This window comes from Serratia rubidaea (assembly GCF_016026735.1).
Classification (GTDB): Bacteria; Pseudomonadota; Gammaproteobacteria; order Enterobacterales; family Enterobacteriaceae; genus Serratia_B; species Serratia_B rubidaea.
The window spans coordinates 867,401-888,057 of sequence record NZ_CP065640.1; the positions used below are offsets into that span (position 1 = coordinate 867,401).

Annotated in this window: 15 protein-coding genes and 1 pseudogene; 3 read left to right on the top strand and 13 right to left on the bottom strand. The window is 61.0% G+C overall.

The features are described 5' to 3' along the window. Positions 1 to 275 precede the first annotated feature (275 nt). The 9 genes and pseudogenes from I6G83_RS23515 to I6G83_RS04010 form a co-directional block, all read right to left on the bottom strand. Positions 276 to 344 carry a hypothetical protein gene (locus I6G83_RS23515; protein WP_232238963.1) on the bottom strand — a complete coding sequence of 23 codons (69 nt, stop codon included), beginning with the start codon at positions 342 to 344 and terminating at the stop codon, positions 276 to 278. 207 nt (positions 345 to 551) lie between these two features. Then, positions 552 to 788 (bottom strand): hypothetical protein, encoded by a 237-nt coding sequence (locus I6G83_RS03985; protein WP_054307940.1) that lies wholly within the window; start codon positions 786 to 788, stop codon positions 552 to 554. Between the two features lie 25 nt (positions 789 to 813). Continuing rightward, a pseudogene (locus I6G83_RS03990) lies at positions 814 to 1,407 on the bottom strand (RHS repeat domain-containing protein); the annotation flags it as partial. Between the two features lie 100 nt (positions 1,408 to 1,507). Continuing rightward, positions 1,508 to 2,035 carry a hypothetical protein gene (locus tag I6G83_RS03995; protein ID WP_072186197.1) on the bottom strand — a complete coding sequence of 176 codons (528 nt, stop codon included), beginning with the start codon at positions 2,033 to 2,035 and terminating at the stop codon, positions 1,508 to 1,510. A gap of 13 nt (positions 2,036 to 2,048) precedes the next feature. Then, positions 2,049 to 4,856 (bottom strand): RHS repeat-associated core domain-containing protein, encoded by a 2,808-nt coding sequence (locus tag I6G83_RS23520; RefSeq protein ID WP_232238945.1) that lies wholly within the window; start codon positions 4,854 to 4,856, stop codon positions 2,049 to 2,051. Continuing rightward, on the bottom strand, positions 4,853 to 6,148 hold the full coding sequence (locus I6G83_RS23525) for a DUF6531 domain-containing protein (protein ID WP_232238946.1): 1,296 nt from the start codon (positions 6,146 to 6,148) through the stop codon (positions 4,853 to 4,855). Before I6G83_RS23525 ends, I6G83_RS23520 begins: the two co-directional genes overlap by 4 nt. Positions 6,149 to 6,175: 27 nt before the next feature. After that, positions 6,176 to 6,301, bottom strand: a complete 126-nt coding sequence (locus I6G83_RS23640; RefSeq protein ID WP_255265500.1) for a hypothetical protein — start codon at positions 6,299 to 6,301, stop codon at positions 6,176 to 6,178. Next, positions 6,298 to 7,878 carry a hypothetical protein gene (locus tag I6G83_RS04005; RefSeq protein WP_054307952.1) on the bottom strand — a complete coding sequence of 527 codons (1,581 nt, stop codon included), beginning with the start codon at positions 7,876 to 7,878 and terminating at the stop codon, positions 6,298 to 6,300. The genes I6G83_RS23640 and I6G83_RS04005 overlap by 4 nt, the downstream gene beginning before the upstream one ends. A gap of 10 nt (positions 7,879 to 7,888) precedes the next feature. After that, positions 7,889 to 10,108, bottom strand: coding sequence for a type VI secretion system Vgr family protein (locus I6G83_RS04010; RefSeq protein WP_062779218.1), 2,220 nt, complete (start codon positions 10,106 to 10,108; stop codon positions 7,889 to 7,891). Positions 10,109 to 10,355: 247 nt separating this feature from the next. On the opposite strand from I6G83_RS04010, the gene yfcF reads away from it, so the two are divergent. Continuing rightward, positions 10,356 to 10,988 (top strand): glutathione transferase, encoded by a 633-nt coding sequence (gene yfcF, locus I6G83_RS04015; RefSeq protein WP_054305954.1) that lies wholly within the window; start codon positions 10,356 to 10,358, stop codon positions 10,986 to 10,988. Between the two features lie 67 nt (positions 10,989 to 11,055). Here the strand turns inward: yfcF and I6G83_RS04020 are convergent, their stop codons facing one another. The 3 genes from I6G83_RS04020 to I6G83_RS04030 are packed head-to-tail and all read right to left on the bottom strand — an operon-like array spanning position 11,056 to position 15,092. Next, positions 11,056 to 12,300 carry an aromatic amino acid transport family protein gene (locus I6G83_RS04020; RefSeq protein ID WP_054305953.1) on the bottom strand — a complete coding sequence of 415 codons (1,245 nt, stop codon included), beginning with the start codon at positions 12,298 to 12,300 and terminating at the stop codon, positions 11,056 to 11,058. A 58-nt stretch (positions 12,301 to 12,358) separates the two neighbouring features. Beyond that, a complete protein-coding gene (locus tag I6G83_RS04025; protein ID WP_054305952.1) occupies positions 12,359 to 13,813 on the bottom strand; it encodes an NAD-dependent succinate-semialdehyde dehydrogenase in 1,455 nt (484 codons plus the stop codon). 13 nt (positions 13,814 to 13,826) lie between these two features. Next, positions 13,827 to 15,092 (bottom strand): 4-aminobutyrate--2-oxoglutarate transaminase, encoded by a 1,266-nt coding sequence (locus tag I6G83_RS04030; RefSeq protein ID WP_054305951.1) that lies wholly within the window; start codon positions 15,090 to 15,092, stop codon positions 13,827 to 13,829. Positions 15,093 to 15,212: 120 nt separating this feature from the next. Here I6G83_RS04030 and pdxR point away from each other — a divergent pair, with 120 nt between their 5' ends. Continuing rightward, positions 15,213 to 16,688: a MocR-like pyridoxine biosynthesis transcription factor PdxR gene (gene pdxR, locus I6G83_RS04035; protein WP_054305950.1), complete on the top strand. Its 1,476-nt coding sequence runs from the start codon at positions 15,213 to 15,215 to the stop codon at positions 16,686 to 16,688. Here the strand turns inward: pdxR and I6G83_RS04040 are convergent. Further along, positions 16,671 to 18,290 carry an ABC-F family ATP-binding cassette domain-containing protein gene (locus tag I6G83_RS04040; RefSeq protein WP_054305949.1) on the bottom strand — a complete coding sequence of 540 codons (1,620 nt, stop codon included), beginning with the start codon at positions 18,288 to 18,290 and terminating at the stop codon, positions 16,671 to 16,673. The genes pdxR and I6G83_RS04040 overlap by 18 nt on opposite strands. Before the next feature lie 318 nt (positions 18,291 to 18,608). On the opposite strand from I6G83_RS04040, the gene I6G83_RS04045 reads away from it, so the two are divergent. Continuing rightward, positions 18,609 to 20,630: an oxidoreductase gene (locus I6G83_RS04045; protein WP_054305948.1), complete on the top strand. Its 2,022-nt coding sequence runs from the start codon at positions 18,609 to 18,611 to the stop codon at positions 20,628 to 20,630. The last annotated feature ends 27 nt before the right edge of the window (positions 20,631 to 20,657 follow it).

A 20,657-nucleotide genomic window follows, 5' to 3' on the forward strand; every position in this document is an offset into this window, starting at 1 on the left:
CGCGTCAATTCGCCGTCTCCTGGTTATCCCGTTGCATTATCACAGTGCTACCGCGCCAGTCGTCCTTTACTGGCAGCGCATGGACGCATTCACCTCAAAGTATACCTTGAAAATACTACTAATGAATTAAACTTATAAAAAATTGGTGATATAAATAAACCGAAAAGCCTTCAATAAAAATAAGTGAAATTCCCTGCCAGAATAAACGTTCTATTTTTCACATAAGCCATCACTTCCAGTTGCCCAATAGAACCTAAGAGCATATTTAATGACACTTATCTTTCGCCCCAGGCCCCACATTGCTCCGACCACACCAGCTCGCGCTGCACGTCGGTCAGCCGCACCGGCGCACCGTTCGGGTTGCAGTGGCAGTGGTAGCTGCTGCGTACCCCGTCCTGCTGCGTCAGCAGTGCAGACGAGCGGAGGCTGCTAGAGTATTACCATTACTGTTGAAAATAATAAACTTATTACCTAACTACTGATTCTAGTTTAATAAAAAGAAAACTTGTGAAAATACGGAGTAATTAATATAGCGACTCCGGTTCACAGTGTTATTTTTTAACAAAGTCAATTAAATCATCAAATTTCATCTCTACATCCGGATACTCATTATCCTCAGCATAATATTCTATTAATACACACCTAGATGAGAAATCATAGGTAATATAAACAAGATTTAATCTAATTTCTTTTCTCTCTTCCATCAGAATATTGTTGATGATTATTTTTTTTATTTTTTCACTGTTAGATATTGATTCAGTTAACGCATCTAATGTGTTTTTTTTCATAGTTTCGCCTATAATTTTATTTCATTCATAAAGGAAATGCTGTTCTTACCCAACCTTTTGAGTCAATAAACAATTTTATTGTTTTTGTTGTCTTGCCATCAAGGTTTGTTCCTATATCTCTGGAAAATTTATAAATCAACTCTTTACCATTAGAAGATAAAGTCCCTTTTTCTAAAGCCTCATTGATATATTTAGTTATTTTCTTTGGACTTTTTGTTAAGAATTTACTTGTACTTTCCTGGAGTGCATCTTTAGCATGCCCACTTAAAATATGCTTCATAACTGACATCTCTCCCTCTTTATATTTAAGTTTCTTTTGAGGGTTAAATGTAGGAGAACAACTTAGACCAAGAGGGTCGATCCAACCCAGCGGATTCGGCGAATAGGCATAGAGGTTTATCCCACCTTCTAACCCAATCGGGTCCTGACTGATATAGCTCCCGGTCTGCGGATCGTAGTAGCGGTAACGGTTATAGTGCAGCCCCGTTTCCGCATCAAAGTACTGCCCCTGGAAGCGCAGCGGGTTGGCCACCTGCTCTGCATGCACCACCCCCGGCTCGCCCCAGGCCCCGCATTGTTCCGACCACACCAGCCCGCCCTGCACGTCGGTCAGCAACACCGTGTACTGGACTATAGAAGTATCTTCCTGTTTAGTCAGTAGCACTGGACAATTTTGTCAAAATACTCACTTCACGCTTTAGAATTAATATCCTGAAGTTCTAAGCTCGCCATGAGCGTGTAGATGCGCTTAAATCATCTTGTAAGTATGCTAAAAGATATTCATTCAGATTTTTATATCTGGATTCCCCGTTAGAATCATAAACCCATAACTCAGGCTCGACTTCATCATCTAGCCATAACAAGAAAATTGACTCATTTCCTACATCACTACCAGAAAATAAAGAAAGTCGATTATCTTTAAATAAACCAAAAGCATGGTTCGGCCAGTCTGTTTTTAGACAATCTGCCTGAAACTTAACTAAATCAATAAAATCATCTTGTATATCATCACTCCAAATTTCTTGCATATCACTGATACTTAACCAATTACCATGCGTTGCACTTTCCCATCGCCCATAATATTTAAATCGTTCCATTAGCATCGGGCTAGCTTCCCGATACACTCCCTTTTCTAAGGTAGGTATATTTCCCTGAAATGATAGATCAGGGTGGTTTGGCGAAAACTCAGCGTGACTACTGAAAGATTTTCTTTTAACAATTACAGATTCAATATTTTCCTTTATCATTTAATCACCTCTTTTAAACAAGAACAACTTTGGAATATGTAGTCCCTACTGGAACAGCCTGTGTTGCACCGCCTATATAGCTATTTACCCTAGAGTTAAGGGGAATTATTGGTCCTTCAATAGCGCCTCCCCAACCAACATCTGGAGTATGTCCAGGAGAAACACCTTTAGGATATGATCCTGGATTTGCTTTTTTCGCATTATTCGCAGCGTCAGTCGCCAAAGCTCGCATTTCAGGCGTTACTGCCTGCCTTGTCATTGACCCTCCGTTTATTTCAATCTGCGTATTCCAATCAGCGACGTGCTTGCGCAATGCCAAATCTTCTGGGGAGCCAAGCTCGAATTTATTTTTAATACTTAAAACGCCATCCGCATCAACACTCGCACACCCAGCTAAACCAATTGGGTCGATCCAAACGACTGGATTATTGACGTAAGCATAGGGGTTAACCCCCCCAGCCAGCCCTATTGGATCCTGACTGATATAGCTCCCGGTCTGCGGATCGTAGTAGCGGTAGCGGTTATAGTGCAGCCCCGTTTCCGCATCAAAGTACTGCCCCTGGAAGCGCAGCGGGTTGGCCACCCGGTCTGCATGCACCGCCCCCGGCTCGCCCCAGACCCCGCATTGCTCCGACCACACCAGCCCGCCCTGTACGTCGGTCAGCCGCACCGGCGCGCCGTTCGGGTCGCAGTGATAGTGGTAGCTGCTGCGTACCCCCTCCTGCTGCGTCAGCAGCGCGAACGGCCGGAAGCTGCCGGGGTAGTAGACGTATTCCCGCAGATTGTTAAAGAGCGCCGCCTGCCGCTTCTCTCGCTGCAGCCGACCGGCCACGTCGTACAGCGCCAGCGGACGCAGCGGCTCGCCCCCCGGCTCCGCCACCTCCGCCAGCAGCGCATCGCCCTGCCAGTAGAACCAGCGGCTCTCCGTCGCCGTCTGCTTGCCTATCCGTCGCCCCAGCCCGTCGTAGGCGTAGTGCGTGACCGACTCCCCCTGATGCACCGCCACCAGTTGCTGGCTCTCATCCCAGACAAAATCCTGCCGGCTGCCGTCAGTATAGCGCCGCTGCCGCAGGTTGCCCGCACGGTCAAACACGTAGCGCGTATCATTGTGCCAGCCCTCGCGGAACCACCCTTCCGCCGTCTCGTTCACCGCCCGCACCGTCAGCGCCAGCCGGTTGCCCGCCGCGTCGTGCATAAACCGCCGCACCCGCTCCGCCGGGTCGACGTGCGCCAGCAGCCGTCCCACCGCGTCATACTGGTAGCGGTCCGTGCCCCAGCCGCTGTCTTCCCGCGCCGTCAGGTTGCCCTGCAGGTCGTAGCGGTAGCCGGTCGAGAACAGCGGCAGCTCACCCTGCAGCGTGTGCTGGGCGGTTAGCCGCCCCTCGCCGTCATACGTCAGCTCCCGCACCAGCCCTTCACCGAGCTGCTCCCGGCACAGCCGGCCCGCCGCGTCATAGCCCAGCGCCACCGGCGCATCGTCATTCAGCCCTATCGCCGCCAGCTGCCCCGTCGTGCTCCAGCTGAACGCCACCCGGTGTCCGCTGTCGCTCTCGCGCAGAATACGCTGCCCGGCGTCATTGTAGTGGTGCCGCAGCGTAAAGCCGTCCTGCGACTCCGCCAACAGCCGGCCCGCCGCGTCGTAGCGCCATGCCAGCTGCCGCCAGCGGTTCTCGCACTGCGTCAGCTGCCCGTCCGCCGCATAGCGGTAGCGCGTCAGCAGCGTGTCGCCGCTGCGTTTTTCCTGCAGCCGTCCCGCCCGGTCGTAGGCGTACGTCAGCGTGCCCCCCAGCGCATCGGTGCGCTGCAGCAGGCTGCCGCCCGCATCCCAGCGGTAACCGGTCGCCTGCCCCCAGTAGTCACGCTCCTCCGTCACCCGCCCCAGCGCGTCGCGCTGCAGCCGCCACGCCTGCCCCAGCGGGTTCACCACCGCCGTCAGCTGGTCTTCGGTGTCATACTGGTACGCCACCCGCTCGCCGTCCGCCGTCCGGCACTCCGTCACCATCCCGGTGCCGTTATAGCGCAGCCGCGTCTCACGTCCCGCCTCATCCCGGTAGCACAGCGGCTGATCTTCCCGATCGTAGTCGATCGCCACCTGCGCCCCCGTGGCGGACAGCTGCGCCGTCAGCCGATCCTTCGCATCATACTCATAGCGGGTCTGCTGCCCCAGCGCATCGGTTTTCAGCCGCAGGTTGCCGCGCACGTCAAAGCGCAGCTGCAGCGTCCCGCGCTGGTTGCTGGTCACCCGCCGCGGGAAGCCGTAGCGGTCATATTCCAGCGTCTGCCGTTCGCCGTCGGCCCCCTGATACTCCTCCGGCAGCCCCGTCGCATCATAGCGATAACGCCGGGTCACCCCGGTCGGATCGCTCTGCGACAGCAGGTTGCCCCGCGCATCGTACGCCATCCGCCACTGCGCGCCGTTCTCGTCTATCACCGTCTCCGGCTGCGCCAGCGCGTTATACTCCAGGCTCAGCCGGCTGCCGTCCGGCCCGATCTCCGCCGCGATCTGCCCCTGCGGCTCGTACTCCCACTGGTAGCGTCGCCCGTCCGGCTGCGTCACGCTCAGCGGCCGCCCGAGGTCGTCATAGGTAAACACCGTGTTGCCGCCCAGCGGGTCGATCTCGCTAATCGGCAGCCCGCCGCTGTCGAAGCGGATATGCGAGGTATGGCCGAGCGAGTCGGTGACCGCCACTTCATTGAGCGCATCGTGATAGACAAAGCGGTAGTCGTACAGCCCGCCGTCGCCCCAGGCGTGCACCACCCGCCAGTCGGCGTCGTAGTCGTAATAAAAACGCTGGCCGTTGCGGTCCTGGTGCTGCGTCATGCGCCGGCGCTGATAGCCGAAGCGCCGTGCCGCCCCAGCGCATCAATCTGCGCCGCCAGCTGGCCCTCGCCGTCATACTCATAGCGGGTCAGCGGCGAGTAGGCGTCGCCGGCCGCCTCGTACAGGCGCATGGCGATGATGCGTCCGCGCTCGACGGTGACATGCACCTCGCGCCCGGTCGCCGCCGCGCCGGCGTACTCCGCCAGCCGCGTCAGCTGCCCCTGCCGGCGCACAAACTGCCAGCGGTTGCCGTTGCGGTCGCCCAGCGCCGCCAGCGGCAGCGTGTCGCCGTCGTCGTCATCAAAATGATGCTGCACGCCGTCGCTGCCTTCGTAGATCCAGCGGCGCTGCCGTTCCTCCTGCTGCCACCACAGCCGCCCGCCGTCCGGCAGGCCCACCGCCGCGTGCTCGCGCCCCGGCTGCGCCGGCAGGTCGCCAAAGGCGGTCATGCCCTCTGGGCGGATCAGCAGCATCAGCCCGCCCGCATCGCGCGTCAGGGTGATATCCGCCGGCGTGGCCCAGCCGTGGCCGCAGTAGCCGGCTTCGTCGATATCCGCCGACGAGTAGCTGCGCATCCAGGAGAGCGGCAGCCGCCCCGGCAGCAGGAAATCCTGCTGCGCCAGCGCCACGCTGCCGTCGCGGATATCCACCGGCTCGGCCCGCAGCACCTTGCACTTGAGGAACCCGGGATCCATGTTTTTAAACAGCTTCTGGCGAAATTCCTGAAACTTCTTCATAAACTTGCCGTAGCCGGCGCTTTTTTTAAGCTTTTTCAGTCCCTTGCCAAGGCCGAACAGGCCGGCGCGCATCAGCATCGCCGTCACGTTAATGGTAGGCGGCCCACCGACGGTCACCTGACTGGGAATGGCCAGGTTGATAGTCAGCGGCATCGTCAGCGACAGCGGCTTGGGCTCGGCGGCGCGCTTCGGGCGGAACGGCGGCATCATGCCGAGCATGTTGCAGCTCAGCACCGGCATGGTGATGCGGGCGAACGGTTCGCCGTCCACCCGCACCGTGCGGCTGCCCATAAACAGCTCGTCATCCCCCAGTTGCGGGCCGCCCGGCGCGCGCAGCGGCGGCAGCCACACGCCGCCGATCGGGATATGCACCGACATGCCGCCGGTGCCGGCGCTGGCGCGTTTAGCGCCATTCACCCCTACCGTGGTGCCGATAAACGGAATGTAGTCAAAGACGTCGAACACCAGGCCGATATGGGGCGTCGGCAGCGGTCCGAACGGATAGGTATGGATATCGATCCCCAGCTGAGGATCAAAGTGTGAACTGGAATGCATCGGTTTATACCTTCCCTGGTTCCGACGTCAGAACAGCGCCCGCAGCAAGGCGCGCAGGAAATTACGCGCCTCGTTAGCCAACTCACTGTCCGACAAACTGATAAATCCGATCACCAACAGTGTGATCGCCACAATAATCACTACCTTCCTCATGCTTTTTCCTTGCCTTCGTTTTGCTGAATAAACTCGCTGGCGGCATCTTCCGACGGCAGCGCCATGCTTTGCGGCATTTGCGACCATTCGCCGGTTGGCGCATCAAACGGATGGGCGATCTCCGGCAGGCCGTTCCAGTGCGGATGCAAATACTGACGGCCGATGGCGATCGCCTGACGAAAGCCGGGATAGCCTTCAAGGATCAGCTGTTCACGCTGGCTGCGCGCCTGCTGAAAGCTCTGTTCCAGCCCCTGCTGCAGGCGGTTCTCCGCCAGCTTCACCGCCTGAGGCGTTGCCCCTTGCTGCGCCACCTCGCCCTCCGCGCGTAAAATCAGCTGCTGCTTGCGCTGCTGATACTGTTCGGCGCAGTGCTCCAGCGCCTGGGCGCGTTTATCATCCTGAAGATGCAGTAAATCCTGCAGTGCCAACGGCAAGGTGGTCTGCGTGCGCTCTTCGGCGGACAACGGCCGCGCGGCATGGATCGCCTGCGCATAGTCCGCCATCGCCTGGCTCTCCTCGCCGCCCAGCACCAAACAGCGCCCCGCCATCCGCATTCCTTCAATAGCCAGCATGCGGTTGCCCGCCATTTGCGCCAGCCCCGCCGCCAGCCGATAGGCGCCGGCCGCCTTCTGATACTCGCCGGCGCTGAACCAGGCGCCGCCTTCGCCGAATGCGCTCTGCATCTGCAGCGTGGCGCGCAGTGACGGATCGCCGATGCCCTGCGCCACCTGCTGCGCCAGACGGTACTCATCCACCGCTTTAGCTGCGGCATTGCCCTTTACCCAGCCGCCGCCGATGATGTTGTGCATCACCACCTGCTGCTCCAGCCAGCCTTTTTTTCGCGCAATCGCCAGCGCCATTCCGGCGCGCGCCTCAACCTGCTGCGCCGTGCCGCGCTCGAGCAGCAGCACCGCATCGGTCATAAACTGCCGGCAGCGCAGGCGGTCGCCATCATGCTCGCTGAGCTGGCTGGCGGTTTGCTGCATCAGTGACATGCCGTCAATATCCGGCGTTATCAGCCGTACGCGCTGGGGAAATGCCTGCTGCAGCGTCTGCCAGGTCGGTTGTTCCAGCGTATCAATCAGCATCACGCGCACGCCAGCAGCAATGCGCTCGACGTTTTGCTGCAGCCAGCGCTGCAGCGCCGCCTCATCACTGATATGTTCCGGCGTCATCACCGCCACCACATAGCGCAACTGCTCGCGGTGATGCTCGGCAAAATCACCGAGCAAGGTTTGCCACTGCGCAGCGCTAAAGCACGGTAAACGGGAGTCAAAATCCCAGCCCTGCGCGTCTTCGCTAGCCTCATAACGCTCTATCAGCTCATCCGCCAGCGCCCGGCTATAGCCGTAGCCGGTGTCGAACGGCGCCATAAAGCCGATAAACAGATCCGGCGCGCTGTAATCGCTCGGCGGCTGCTGCTGCAGCGCGATAAACGCATGCACGATACTTTCAGCATTAGCCCTGACCCGCCAGATAAACAGGCGCGCAGCCGGATCCTCACTGGCCTCCAGCCACTGCGCTTCCAACTGGGCCATCAACTGCTCGGTGGGGTTTCTTGCGTGGCTCTGCATCATGGATATCTGCTCAGGCATTGAGTTCTATTTTGGTGCCGTTGACCATAACACCGCTCCCGTTGATGGTAATGCTGGCGCCACCGGCGACAATCTCAATGCTGCCGGGCAAAATCGAGATGCCGGCAGAGCCACCCACGCTGATATTGAAACTTTCCGACGCGCTATCGCTCACCGTACCGTCGGTATAACGTGTATCTCCGCCGGCGATCACGATCTTGCGGCCCTCGCCGATACTGACATCCTGCATCTTGGTGATCACCTTGTTCTCATTACCGCTGATCGAGGCCGTACGGTTACCGGTAACGCCCAGCGTCTGGTGGCCCTGTACATCCACGTTGCGGTTCTTCACCACGCTGACTTTCTCATTGCCGTTTACGGTGCGGGTGCGATCCTGATTGACCGTCATCACCTGGTTGCCGTCCACCGTCGAGGTATGGTTGCTTTTCACCGTGGCCGAGTGATCGCCGGTGATGGTTTCATTACGGCTCTGCTGCACCGTCAGGGTTTCGCTGCCTTCCACCGTTTCAGTGCGGTTCTGCTTCACGGTGGTGGTCTCATTGCCGCTGATGGTTTTGGTGCGGTTCTGGCCGATGGCCACCGTCTCATTGCCGTCGACATTTTTGGTGCGGTTTTGTTTGATATGGCTGGTTTCATCAGCGCCGACGGTTTTGGTGCGGTTGCTGCCGATGGTATGGCTCTCATCGTTTTTAACGTTGGTGTCCATATTGCGTTCGGCCTGGATCCACACCTGTTCCGAACCGGCCTTGTCTTCAAAACGCAGGGCGTTGGCGTTGTCCGCCGTGCCGTCTTTGGTGCGGCTCATAAAGCCCATCTGGGTGGCCGCCGCCGGCAGCGCCCACGGCGGCATGCTGGCTTCGTTATACACGCGGCCGATCACGATCGGTCGGTCCGGATCGCCGTTGATAAAGTCGATCACCACCTCGTCGTTAACGCGCGGGATCTGCACGCCGCCGAAGCCCTGGCCGGCCCAGGCGCTGGAAACGCGCACCCAGCATGAGCTGGTGTCGTCGCCCGCCGCCAGCCGGTCCCAGTGGAACTTCACCTTGATGCGGCCATATTTATCAGTCCAGATCGATTCCCCCTTCGGCCCCACCACCTTGGCGGTCTGCGGCCCGCAGGTCTTCGGCCACTCGGCCAATTGCTCCGGCCGGAAAGGCACATCCGCCGGCATCACGTTGAAGTCGATGCGGTGCTCACTGCTCTCTCCGCCGCTGGCGTAGCGGTTTTCTCGCAGGTGATATTCCGCCTGCGTCACCAGATACTGGCCGTTATCAGCGGCGTAAGGCGCATTGCGCAGGGTAAACGTGTGCCCGGGCGCAATGCCCAGCGCCGTCGCCGTAGCGCTGATCTGCTGGTGCTCCGCCTGCCAGGCCTCCTGACGCACGCGCGCGTAAAACTCGCCGTGCTGGTGATCGACAAACCGCCCCGGCCAGTCATAGACGTCAATCTGCCCCGGCTGCGGCGAGGCGGGGTTCTGCCGCGCCTGGAACAGCCAGGCGTTCGGTTTGCGGAAGTCGTAGTCGTCAATGCTGTAAATCCCCGGCGTGACGACATCGTTGACCGCCCAGCGGCTGACGCCCTCTTCGCTGGTGCTGCCGCCGGAAGGCGTAACGTGATAGGGAATGCTTTCGTAGCCTTCGAACGGTTTATGCTGCTGGGGCGCATCCATCAACACCAGCGTCTGTTTGCCCATTTCATGGCGCCAGAAATAGTAGATGCCCTCCAACTCCATCAGCCGGCTGATAAAGTTGTAGCTGCTTTCCTGATACTGCACGCAGTATTCCCACTGACGGTAGCTGCCGGTCAGTTGGTCCTCACAGGCGACGTTCTGCTCCGCCAGCAGGGTTTTGACAATGTCCGGCACCGTCTGCTGCTGGAAGATACGGAAGTTGCGGTCACGCAGCATCGGCCAGATATCCGGCTCCAGCTTCAGTTGATAAACCGCATAGCGCGTATCATTGATTTCCTCGCTGCGCACCGCTGCCGCCGTCACCTTGCCGTTCAGGTAACGGGGCGTCAGCAGATTCTGCGTGGGGATTTCCAGCGTGACGGTCTGCCCGAGCAGCGAGCGCCGGTCGATATGGAAGTTCTGGCTAAGCAGATCAACCTGAAAAACATAGGGACGACTGAGCTGTTCGCTGCCCTGCAGCGACCAGAACATCAGCTCATCGGGGCCAAGAGGCGTGTGTGCGCGAATTCGATCCAACATAAGCTACAACCCAAAGGAAGATGGCAGAATAAAAAATAACCTACCGTAACTTCTAGCGCACTTTTAGCTGGGGGTAAATGATTAATGAGGGAAATTAACCAATTCTGTGAGGCAGACTGAAATACTGAGCTGCAACAACGACATACATATAAATACAACTAATGGATCATTAGTTTTTGTCATTGATTTATGATGATTTATTCGGCATTAATGCGGGATGCCGACTCACAACATCACAGGACCCACCATGAGCCAATCCGACGCCGTACTTTATACCGATGCCAACTTTTTCAGCCCTTATGCCATGTCGGTATTTATCGCACTGCGCGAGAAAAATATTCCCTTCACCGTCAAGCCGATCGATCTGTCCCGGGGTGAACATCAGCATGCCGCCTATACCGATATTTCCCCGATCCAAAGGATACCGGCGCTAACGCACGACGGCTTTACCCTGTGCGAATCGTCGGCCATTGATGAATATCTGGAAGAATTGTTCCCGCACTCCCCGCTGTATCCGGCTGACGTCAGGCAGCGTGCGCAGGCGCGTGAGGTTCAGGCCTGGCTGCGCAGCGATCTGGCGCCGCTGCGCGCAGAACGGCCGACCGAGGTAATTTTTAACGGTGAGAAACGGCCGGCGCTGTCGGCCGACGGGCAGGCCGCGGCGGAAAAACTGGTCGCCGTCGCCGGCGGGCTGCTGGCGCACGGGCAGGAAAATCTGTTTGGCGACTGGTGCATTGCCGACAGCGATCTGGCGCTGATGCTCAACCGCCTGGCCATGAATGGCGATCCGCTGCCGGACACGCTGCAACGCTATGTGCAACGGCAGTGGCAGCGCCCGTCGCTGCAGGCCTGGCTGGCACTCTCTGCGGGAAAATCATAAAAAAATCGGCGGCCACGACGCCGCCGTTCTCAATCCAGAGAAAAAACACACCACTTGAGGGAGTCTGTTACCAACCCGCCGGCAGATAGCCCAGCAATGAGGCAATGGCATACACCGCGCTGGCCAGATACAGCAGCACAATGCTGGCCTGCAGCAGCGGATGGGTGATCCAGTTGCACTGCCAGCGCGGCGTCATATCGCCGTGTTTGCGTGCGCCGCGCAGGATCAGCATCGGCATGACCGACAACACCACGCCGCTGAACACGCCGGCAAAGTACAGCGCATTCACAAACGAGACAAAACCGCTGTACGCCAGCACGAACGGCGGCAGCACCACCAACAGCAGCACGGCGAAACGACGCAGCGGCAGTTCGTCGCTGCCCAGGCGGAACTTGTCGAAAATATTGGTCAGGAAGCTGCCGCCCAGCCCCCAGTAAGAGGTCAGCATGGCGCACAGCGCGAAGATATTGGCAGAGAAGAACGCCCACTGCCCCAGCGCCTGCCCCCAGGAGATGGTGGCCACATCGGAGATATTATCCAGGCCGCTGAGCGCAATTACCGACAGCGGCACCGCCGCCAGCAGCACAAAGGTGGTCGCCATGCCGACGATAATCGCCTTCGGCAGTTGCTCCGGCTTATCGGCAAAGCCGCGCGCCATTTCCGGCACGATATACTGCGCCGAGAAGCAGAACACCACTACGTTGAATACCGGCACCATAAAGCGCCAGTCGCCCTCCAGCAGCCGCCCCATCTGGGTGGTGTCTTTGAGCAGCGTGGCGATCACCAGCACGCTGAGCATCACCACCATGCCGATACTGATAAACTTCTCCCCGCGGCCGATGGCCTTCAGGCCAAGATACAGCACCCCGGCGGCCGGGATAAAAAACAGCAGGCTGCCGATCGCCGGCGAGATCCCCAGCAAAGATTGCAGCAGTTTACCGCTGCCGGTCATATAGGCGGTCAGCGCGCCGATGCTGTTGACGCAGACCGAGGCGAACATCAGCCAGGAGCCAAAGCCGCCGACATAGCGCTTGGCCAGGCCGCTCAGCTGCAGGTGCGCGCGGGTGCGCAGCGTGGACTCGGCCACGTACAGCATGGTGATAGTGGTCAAACAGCCCACCAGCACCAGCCAGAACAGCAGTGGTAAAAAGCCGGCCTTGCTGGAGGCATAGGCTATCGACAATACGCCGGCGCCGATATTGGTGCCGACAATCATCGCCACGCCCTCAAGGAAACTCAGCGATTTGGCGGGTGCAGATGCTCGCTCCCCGGCGGCAAGCGCCGGAGAGAATGTGATGTTTTCAGCAGGCATAAGTCATCCTCTGCGGCCCGGCGAACAGCGCCGCCGGGCGGGGTTAAGTTCCCGGTGGTTACGCGTTCACGTCGATACACAGGTATTTCAGCTCCAGATATTCCTCAATGCCATAGCGCGATCCTTCGCGTCCGAGCCCTGACTGCTTCACGCCGCCGAACGGCGCCACTTCGTTGGATATCAGGCCGGTGTTGATGCCGACCATGCCGTATTCCAGCGCCTCCGGCACCCGCCACTGACGCGCGGCGTTCTGGGTAAAGACATAGGCCGCCAGACCGAATTCGGTATCGTTGGCCATCGCCACCGCCTCATCCTCATCCTGGAAGCGGAACAGCGGCGCCACCGGGCCGAAAGTTTCCTCTCTGGCAAAGCGCATCTGCTGCGTCACGCCGGTCACCACCGTCGGCTGGAAGTAAGTTCTCCCCAGCGCGTGCGGCTGGCCGCCGGTGGCGATTTGCGCGCCCTTGATCAGCGCATCATCGATATGGCTCTGCACTTTTTCCACCGCCGCCTTATCGATCAGCGGCCCCTGCGTGGTGCCTTCCGCCGCGCCGTCGCCCACCTGCAGCCCTTCGACCGCCGTCACCAGTTTCGCCGCCAGGCGATCGTAAATGCCGGCCTGCACGTAGATACGGTTGGCGCAGACGCAGGTCTGGCCGCTGTTGCGGAATTTGGAGGCCATAATGCCGGCCACCGCCGCATCCAGGTCGGCGTCGTCGAACACGATCACCGGTGCGTTGCCGCCCAGCTCCAGCGACAGCTTTTTAATCGTCGGCGCGCACTGCGCCATCAGAATGCGCCCCACTTCGGTCGAGCCGGTAAAGCTCAGTTTGCGCACCACCGGGCTGTCGCACAGCACCTTGCCGACCTGCGCCGCCTCGCCGGTGACGATTTGCAGGACGCCGGCCGGAATGCCGGCGTCCTGCGCCAGCTTGCCCAGCGCCAGCGCGGTCAGCGGCGTTTGTTCCGCCGGTTTGACGATCATGCTGCAGCCGGCCGCCAGCGCCGGCGCCGCCTTGCGGGTAATCATCGCCGCCGGGAAATTCCACGGGGTGATGGCCGCGCACACGCCGATCGGCTGCTTGATCACCACCAGCCGCTGCGACGCCTGCGGCGCCTGCAGGACCGCGCCGTCCACCCGTTTGGCCTCTTCGGCGAACCAGGTAATAAACGACGCCGCATAGGCCACTTCGCCGCGCGCCTCCGCCAGCGATTTACCCTGCTCGGCGGTCATCAGCTGCGCCAGATCCTCCTGCGCCGCCATAATGTGCTCCGCCCAGGCCAGCATCAGCGCCGCACGCTGTTTGGCGGTCTGCTGCTTCCAGCTCTGCTGGGCGCGCTGAGCGGCGTCAATCGCCCGTTCGGTCTCTGCACTGCCGATCAGCGGGATGGTGGCCAGCTCTTCGCCGGTCGCCGGGTTGATCACCGCTTCACGCTTGCCGCTCTGCGCCGCACACCACTCGCCGTCGATCAGGCACTGGCTGCGCAGCAGCTCGGGGTTACTCAGTTTCATCGTCATGCGCTCCTTATTCAGCCAACGCGCGGGAAAGAATGCCCAGCGCTTTGGTGAATTGTTCTTCAGGAATGGTCAGCGGGTACAGGAAGCGGATCACGTTGCCGTGTACGCCGCAACTCAGCAGCAGCAGGCCTTCCTGCAGGGCTTTTTGCTGTACCTGACGGGTGAATTCCGCCGACGGCTGGCCGCTGGCGGGGTCGTTAAACTCGACCGCCACCATCGACCCCTGCGCGCGGATCTCGGCGATGGCCGGACAGCTGGCGCGCGCCTGCTGCAGCACCTCCACCAGATGATGGCCAAGACGCTGCGCGCGCTGGCACAGCTGCTCTTCATCAATCACGTCCATGACCGCATGCGCCGCGGCCACCGCCAGCGGGTTACCGGCATAGGTGCCGCCCAGCCCGCCCGGCGCCGGCGCGTCCATCACCTCGGCGCGGCCCGCCACCGCCGACAGCGGCATGCCGCCCGCCAGGCTTTTCGCCATGGTGATCAGATCGGGTTTGCTGTCGTAATGCTCCATGGCGAACAGCTTGCCGGTACGGGCAAAGCCGGTTTGTACTTCGTCCGCCACCAGCAGGATGCCGTGCTCATCGCACAGCGTGCGCAGCGCCTGGATAAATTCCGCCGGCGCAACGTTAAAGCCGCCCTCGCCCTGCACCGGCTCCAGCACGATCGCCGCCACCTGTTTCGGGTCGATATCCGCCTTGAAGATGCGCTCCAGACTGTTCATCGCGTCCTGCGTGCTGACGCCGTGCAGCGCGTTCGGGTACTGGCCGTGGAACACCGAGCCGGGGAACGGCCCGAAGCCCAGTTTGTACGGCGCCACTTTGCCGGTCAGCGCCATGGTCATATAGGTGCGGCCGTGGAAGCCGCCGCCAAAGGTGATAATGCCCGGACGGCCGGTATGGGCGCGGGCGATTTTCACCGCGTTTTCGACCGCTTCGGCGCCGGTGGTGAAAAAGGCGGTCTTACACGGCCCGTCGATCGGCGCGCGCTGGTTGATGCGCTCGGCCAGTGAGACGTAGCTTTCATACGGCACGATCTGGTAGGCGGTATGGGTAAAGGCCTGCAGCTGTTGCTCAATCGCCGCCAGCACTTTCGGATGACGGTGACCGGTGTTCAGCACCGCGATGCCGGCCGCAAAATCGATAACTTGATTGCCTTCCACATCCCACAGGGTGGCGTTTTCCGCCCGCTCTGCGTAAAAACCACACATAACTCCCACCCCGCGTGGCGTGGCTTGCTGACGACGTTGGTTCAGTTCTGCGTTTTTCATGGTTGCTCTCCGGTCAATAGCCGTTCAACTGTTTGTTCACATTCTTGAAACAATGCCGTTTATTTACACAGGATGTGGCCCTATAATCGAGTGCCAGTTACGAATAATTGAGGGATCCAATTGCGCTCAATCAGCGGCGATCTGTTGCTGCAGCGTCTCGGCGAACAGCCCGACGACAAGCTGCATAAACGCCTGTATAACGCCATCCGCACCAGCATTCTGGACGGCAGCCTGCCGCCTTCCAGCCGCCTGCCGGCGTCGCGCGATCTGGCGCAGGAACTGAGCCTCTCACGTAACACGGTTTTAACCGTTTATGAACAACTCCTGGCAGAAGGATATGTGCTTTCTCGTCAGGGAAGTGGAACATTCGTCGCAGAAACGGTGCCGGACAGCTGTTTATCCACTACCAGCGCGCCTGTCGGCAGCGACGGCGAACAACGCCCGGTTGAACTGTCACAGCGCGGCAACGCGCTGCTGCAGCACGCCAGCGCCAGCCCCAAACAGTGGGGCGCGTTTATTCCCGGCGTGCCGGACGTCAACGCCTTCCCGCACCAGCTGTTCAGCAAGATTCAGGCGCGCATCAGCCGCCGCCCCGCGCCGCAGCGGCTGACCTACAGCAATCAGGGCGGCAGCCCGGAGCTGCAGCAGGCGCTGGTGGATTACCTGCGCGTCGCCCGCTCGGTGCGCTGTTCGCCGGAACAGATTCTGATTACCGAAGGCATTCATCAGGCGATCGATCTGGTCACCCGCATGCTGTGCAACCCGGATGATGAAGTGTGGATTGAGGAACCGGGCTACTGGGGCATCCGCAATATTCTGCGTATGAACAGCCTGGATATCCGGCCGCTGCCGGTAGATGAGGCCGGCATCGTGCCGCCGGAACAGGTCAGCGGCGCGCCGCGGCTGATGTTCGTCACGCCGTCGCACCAGTATCCGCTGGGGTCGGTGCTGAGCCTGGCGCGTCGTCAGCGTCTGCTGGCGCTGGCGCGCCACACCGGCGGTTGGATCGTCGAAGATGATTACGACAGCGAATTCCGCTTCTCCGGCCAGCCGATCCCCGCGCTGCAGGGGCTGGAGGCCGACGCGCCGGTGATCTACATCGGCACCTTCAGCAAAACGCTGTATCCGGCGCTGCGGCTCGGTTACGTGGTGCTGCCGAAGCCGCTGACGGCGGCGTTGAAAACCGCGCACGCCGAGTTGTACCGCGGCGGTCACCTGCTGATCCAGACGGCGCTGGCGCAGTTTATTCAGGAAGGCCACTACACCGCGCATATTCGCCGCATGCGGCTGCTGTACGCCAGGCGGCGCGCCTTTCTCACCGCGCTGATCGAACAGCATCTGGGTAAACAGGCGCTGAGCGAATTCAATAACAACGCCGGTCTGCACCTGATCCTCAACCTGCCGGACAGCGCCGACGACGTGGCGATTGCCGCCGCCGCCGGCGCGCGCGGCGTGCTGGTACGCCCGCTGTCGCGCTATTACATGCTGCCGACCCGCCGGCGCGGCCTGCTGATGGGCTTTGCCTGCGTGCCGGAAGAGCAGATGGCCGCCGCGTTTGAGCAGCTGCTGGCCTGCATCCTAGAGAACCTGCGCTAACCAGCCCTGCGGCCGCCACTGCAGCCGGTGGGTCAGCCCCAGCCCTTGCAGGAACGCCTCATCGTGGGACACCACCAGCAGCGCGCCGGGATAGCCGTGCAGCGCCGCCTCAATCGCCTGCAGTGACGCCAGATCCAGATGATTGGTCGGCTCATCCAGCACCAGCAGCTGCGGCGGGCTTTCACGCCACAGCGCGCAGGCCAGCGCCGCTTTCAGCCGCTCCCCGCCGCTCAGCATCGCCAGCGGCAGCGTCAGGCGCTCGGCCCCCAGCTGCAGCTGCGCCAGCCGGGTGCGCAGCTCCCCGGCCGCCATCGGTATCCGTTCCAATGCCAGATGATCCATCAGTGAACGACGCAGGTCGAACTGGCTCAGGGTCTGGTCCAGATAGGCGGCGTTCACCGCCAGCCGGCAGCGGCCGTCGCTCGGCGTCAGTTGGCCGAGAATGGTGCGCAGCAGGGTGGATTTGCCGCAGCCGTTCGGCCCGCAGACCGCCACCCGCATCGGGCCGTCCATCCGCCAGTCCAGCGGCGGCAGCGTGCTGAACGGCAGGCGCAGCTGCTCCAGCGTCAGTACCTGTTTGCCCGCCGCCAACGCGCTGCCCGGCAGGGTGAACAGCACCGGATTTTCCGCCTCAACCCGCTGCTGCGCCTGATGCACCGCGCTGTCCAGCGCGCTTTTTTGCTGCTGATGCTGCCGGCACAGCGTGCCCAGGCTCTCTTTGGCGGCGCCTTTGTACTTCACCCGCTCGAAAGAGGCGATATTCAGATTATCCACCTCCCGCAGGGTTTTCGCCGCGCGCCGCTGGCTGGCGTCATGCTCTTTCACCAGCCGGGCGCGAGCGCGTTTACGCGCTTGCTCCGCATGATCCAGCGCCTGACGCGCCGCCTGCCGTTCCTGTTCACGCTGGCGACAGAACGCCTGGTAGTCGCCGCTGTAGCTGTGCAGGCCGTCCGGCGTCAGTTCAACGATGCGCTGCATGCGCATCAGCAGCTGCCGGTCATGGCTGGCGACCAGCAGACCGCCGCGCCACTGCGCCAGCTGGCGGTACAGCCAGTCGCGCCCCGCCGCATCCAGATGGTTGCTCGGTTCGTCCAGCAGCAGAAAATCCGCGCCGGACAGCAGCGCGCCGCACAAGGCCGCGCGCATACGTTCGCCGCCGCTGAGTTCACAGGCCGGGCGCTGCGCATGGCAGCCGCTCAGCCCGGCCTCGGCAAACGCGGCCTGCAGCCGTTCGGCCAGATCCCAGCGCCCTTCCAGCCGCTCGACGTCTTCGGCCAGCATCGCTCCGCGCGCCACGCGCTCCAGCGCGGCGAACACCTCGCCGTAGCCCAGCCACTGCGCCAGCGTCACGCCGGGCTCTACCGCCGACTGCTGCTGCACCCAGGCCACCAGACCGCGGGTTTCGATATGGCCGTCCGCCGGCGGCTCCCGCCCGGCCAGCAGGCGCAGCAGACGGCTTTTGCCCACGCCGTTACGCCCCACCAGCGCGCAGTGGCGGCGGTCCAGGCTCAGGTTTAACGGGCCAAACAGCGTTTCACCGTCGGCAAAGCGACAGGTTAATTGATGAATAACGAGATAAGGGGATGACGCAAAATGAGCCATAGGCACTCCTGAATGAAATCAATAGCACCCCATCCGGCAGCAAGGCTGCTCAGCATGGGACCGGATTCAACAGGCGTGATTGTTCATTTTGCTTAAGGCTCCGCAGAGAGAATGGATAAATAACGCGCAAATGCTAACCGATCTGTCGTTCAATATGCAAACACGCAGGAAGATTCATGACGGCTATCACATTCAGCGCAACGCGGATTCCCAAGCGGCAAGACAGCGGCTAGATTTATCTCATCCGACCACTTGCGGTCAGACATAATAATAACAGCCGAACGTGCCCAAGATTCGGAAGAAACCATGGAGAGTGCAATGAGCTTATACCCACACCTGCTGGCGCCGCTGGATCTTGGCTTCACCACCCTGAAAAACCGGGTGCTGATGGGATCGATGCATACCGGTCTGGAAGAACTGCCCGACGGGCCGCAGAGAATGGCGGCGTTCTATGGCGAACGCGCAGCGGCCGGCGTCGCGCTGATCGTCACCGGCGGCATCGCGCCCAACCGGCAGGGCGTGGTGTACCGCGGCGCATCTACGCTGGAGCAGCCGCAGCAGGTGGCGCATCACCGCACCATCACCGAGGCGGTGCACCAGGCGGGCGGCAAGATCGCCCTGCAGATCCTGCACGCCGGGCGCTACAGCTATCAGCCGCACCCCGTTGCGCCCTCCGCGCTGCAGGCGCCGATCAACCCGTTCCGCCCCAGCGCGCTGACGCCGCAGGAGATCGAGCAAACCATCGCCGACTTCGCCCGCTGCGCCGCGCTGGCGCAACAGGCCGGCTATGACGGCGTGGAGGTGATGGGTTCCGAAGGCTATCTGATCAACCAGTTTCTGGTCGCGCGCACCAATCAGCGCGACGATCAATGGGGCGGCAGCTTCACCAACCGCATGCGCTTCGCCGTGGAGATCGTGCGCGCCGTGCGGCAGGCGGTGGGGCGCGAGTTCATTCTGATCTACCGCCTGTCGATGCTCGATCTGGTGGAGGACGGCTCCGACTGGCAGGAGATCGAACGGCTGGCGCAGGCGATCGAGCAGGCCGGCGCGACGATCATCAACACCGGGATCGGCTGGCATGAGGCGCGGATCCCGACCATCGCCACCATGGTGCCGCGCGCCGGTTTCAGTTGGGTAACACGCAAACTGATGGGTAAGGTCGGCATTCCGCTGATTACCACCAACCGCATCAACGATCCAGCGGTGGCGGAGCAGGTGCTGGCGGACGGCTGCGCCGATATGGTGTCGATGGCGCGGCCGTTTCTGGCCGACGCCGAGTTCGTGCGCAAGGCCGCCGAAGGACGGGCCGACGAGATCAACACCTGCATCGGCTGCAATCAGGCCTGTCTCGATCAGATCTTCGACGGCAAGCTGGCCTCCTGTCTGGTCAACCCGCGCGCCTGCCGGGAGAGCGAAATGCCGTTGACGATGACGCAATCCCCCAAACGTCTGGCGGTGGTGGGCGCCGGCCCAGCCGGGCTGGCCTTCGCCGTCACCGCCGCCAGCCGTGGCCACCGGGTGACGCTGTTTGACGCCGCGCCGGTTATCGGCGGCCAGTTCAATATCGCCAAGCAGATCCCGGGCAAAGAGGAGTTCCATGAAACCCTGCGCTATTTTCAGCGTCAGCTGACGCTGCGCGAGGTGACATTGCGGCTCGGCCGCCAGGTTACGGCGCAGGATCTGCTGGAGTTTGACGAAGTGATCCTGGCCTGCGGCATCGTGCCGCGCACGCCGGCGATCCCCGGAATCGACAACGCCCGGGTGCTGAGCTATCTGGACGTGCTGCGCGACAAAAAGCCCGTCGGCCAGCGGGTGGCGATTATCGGCGCCGGCGGCATCGGCTTCGACACCGCCGAGTACCTGAGCCAGCACGGCGAATCCAGCAGCCTGCATCCGCAGGCGTTTAATCATGAATGGGGCATCGATACGCAGCTGCGCCAGCGCGGCGGCCTGTCGCCGGACGGCGCCGACGTCCCCCGCTCTGCGCGACAGATTTTCCTGCTGCAGCGTAAAACCAGCAAAGTGGGCGAAGGGCTGGGGAAAACTACCGGCTGGATCCACCGCGCCAGCCTGAGCATGCGCGGCGTGAAAATGCTGAGCGGCGTGCAGTATCAGCGCATTGACGACGAAGGGCTGCATATCGTGCGTGAGGAACAGGCCAGCTGCCTGCCGGTGGACACCATTGTGATCTGCGCCGGCCAGGAACCGCGGCGTGAACTGCAGCAGCCGCTGCTGGCGATGGGGAAAAGCGTCCATCTGATTGGCGGCGCGGACGTGGCCGCCGAGCTGGACGCGCGCCGCGCCATCGAGCAGGGCACCCGACTGGCGATGGCGCTGTAAACCGTCAGGGGCGCGCGCTGCGCCCCT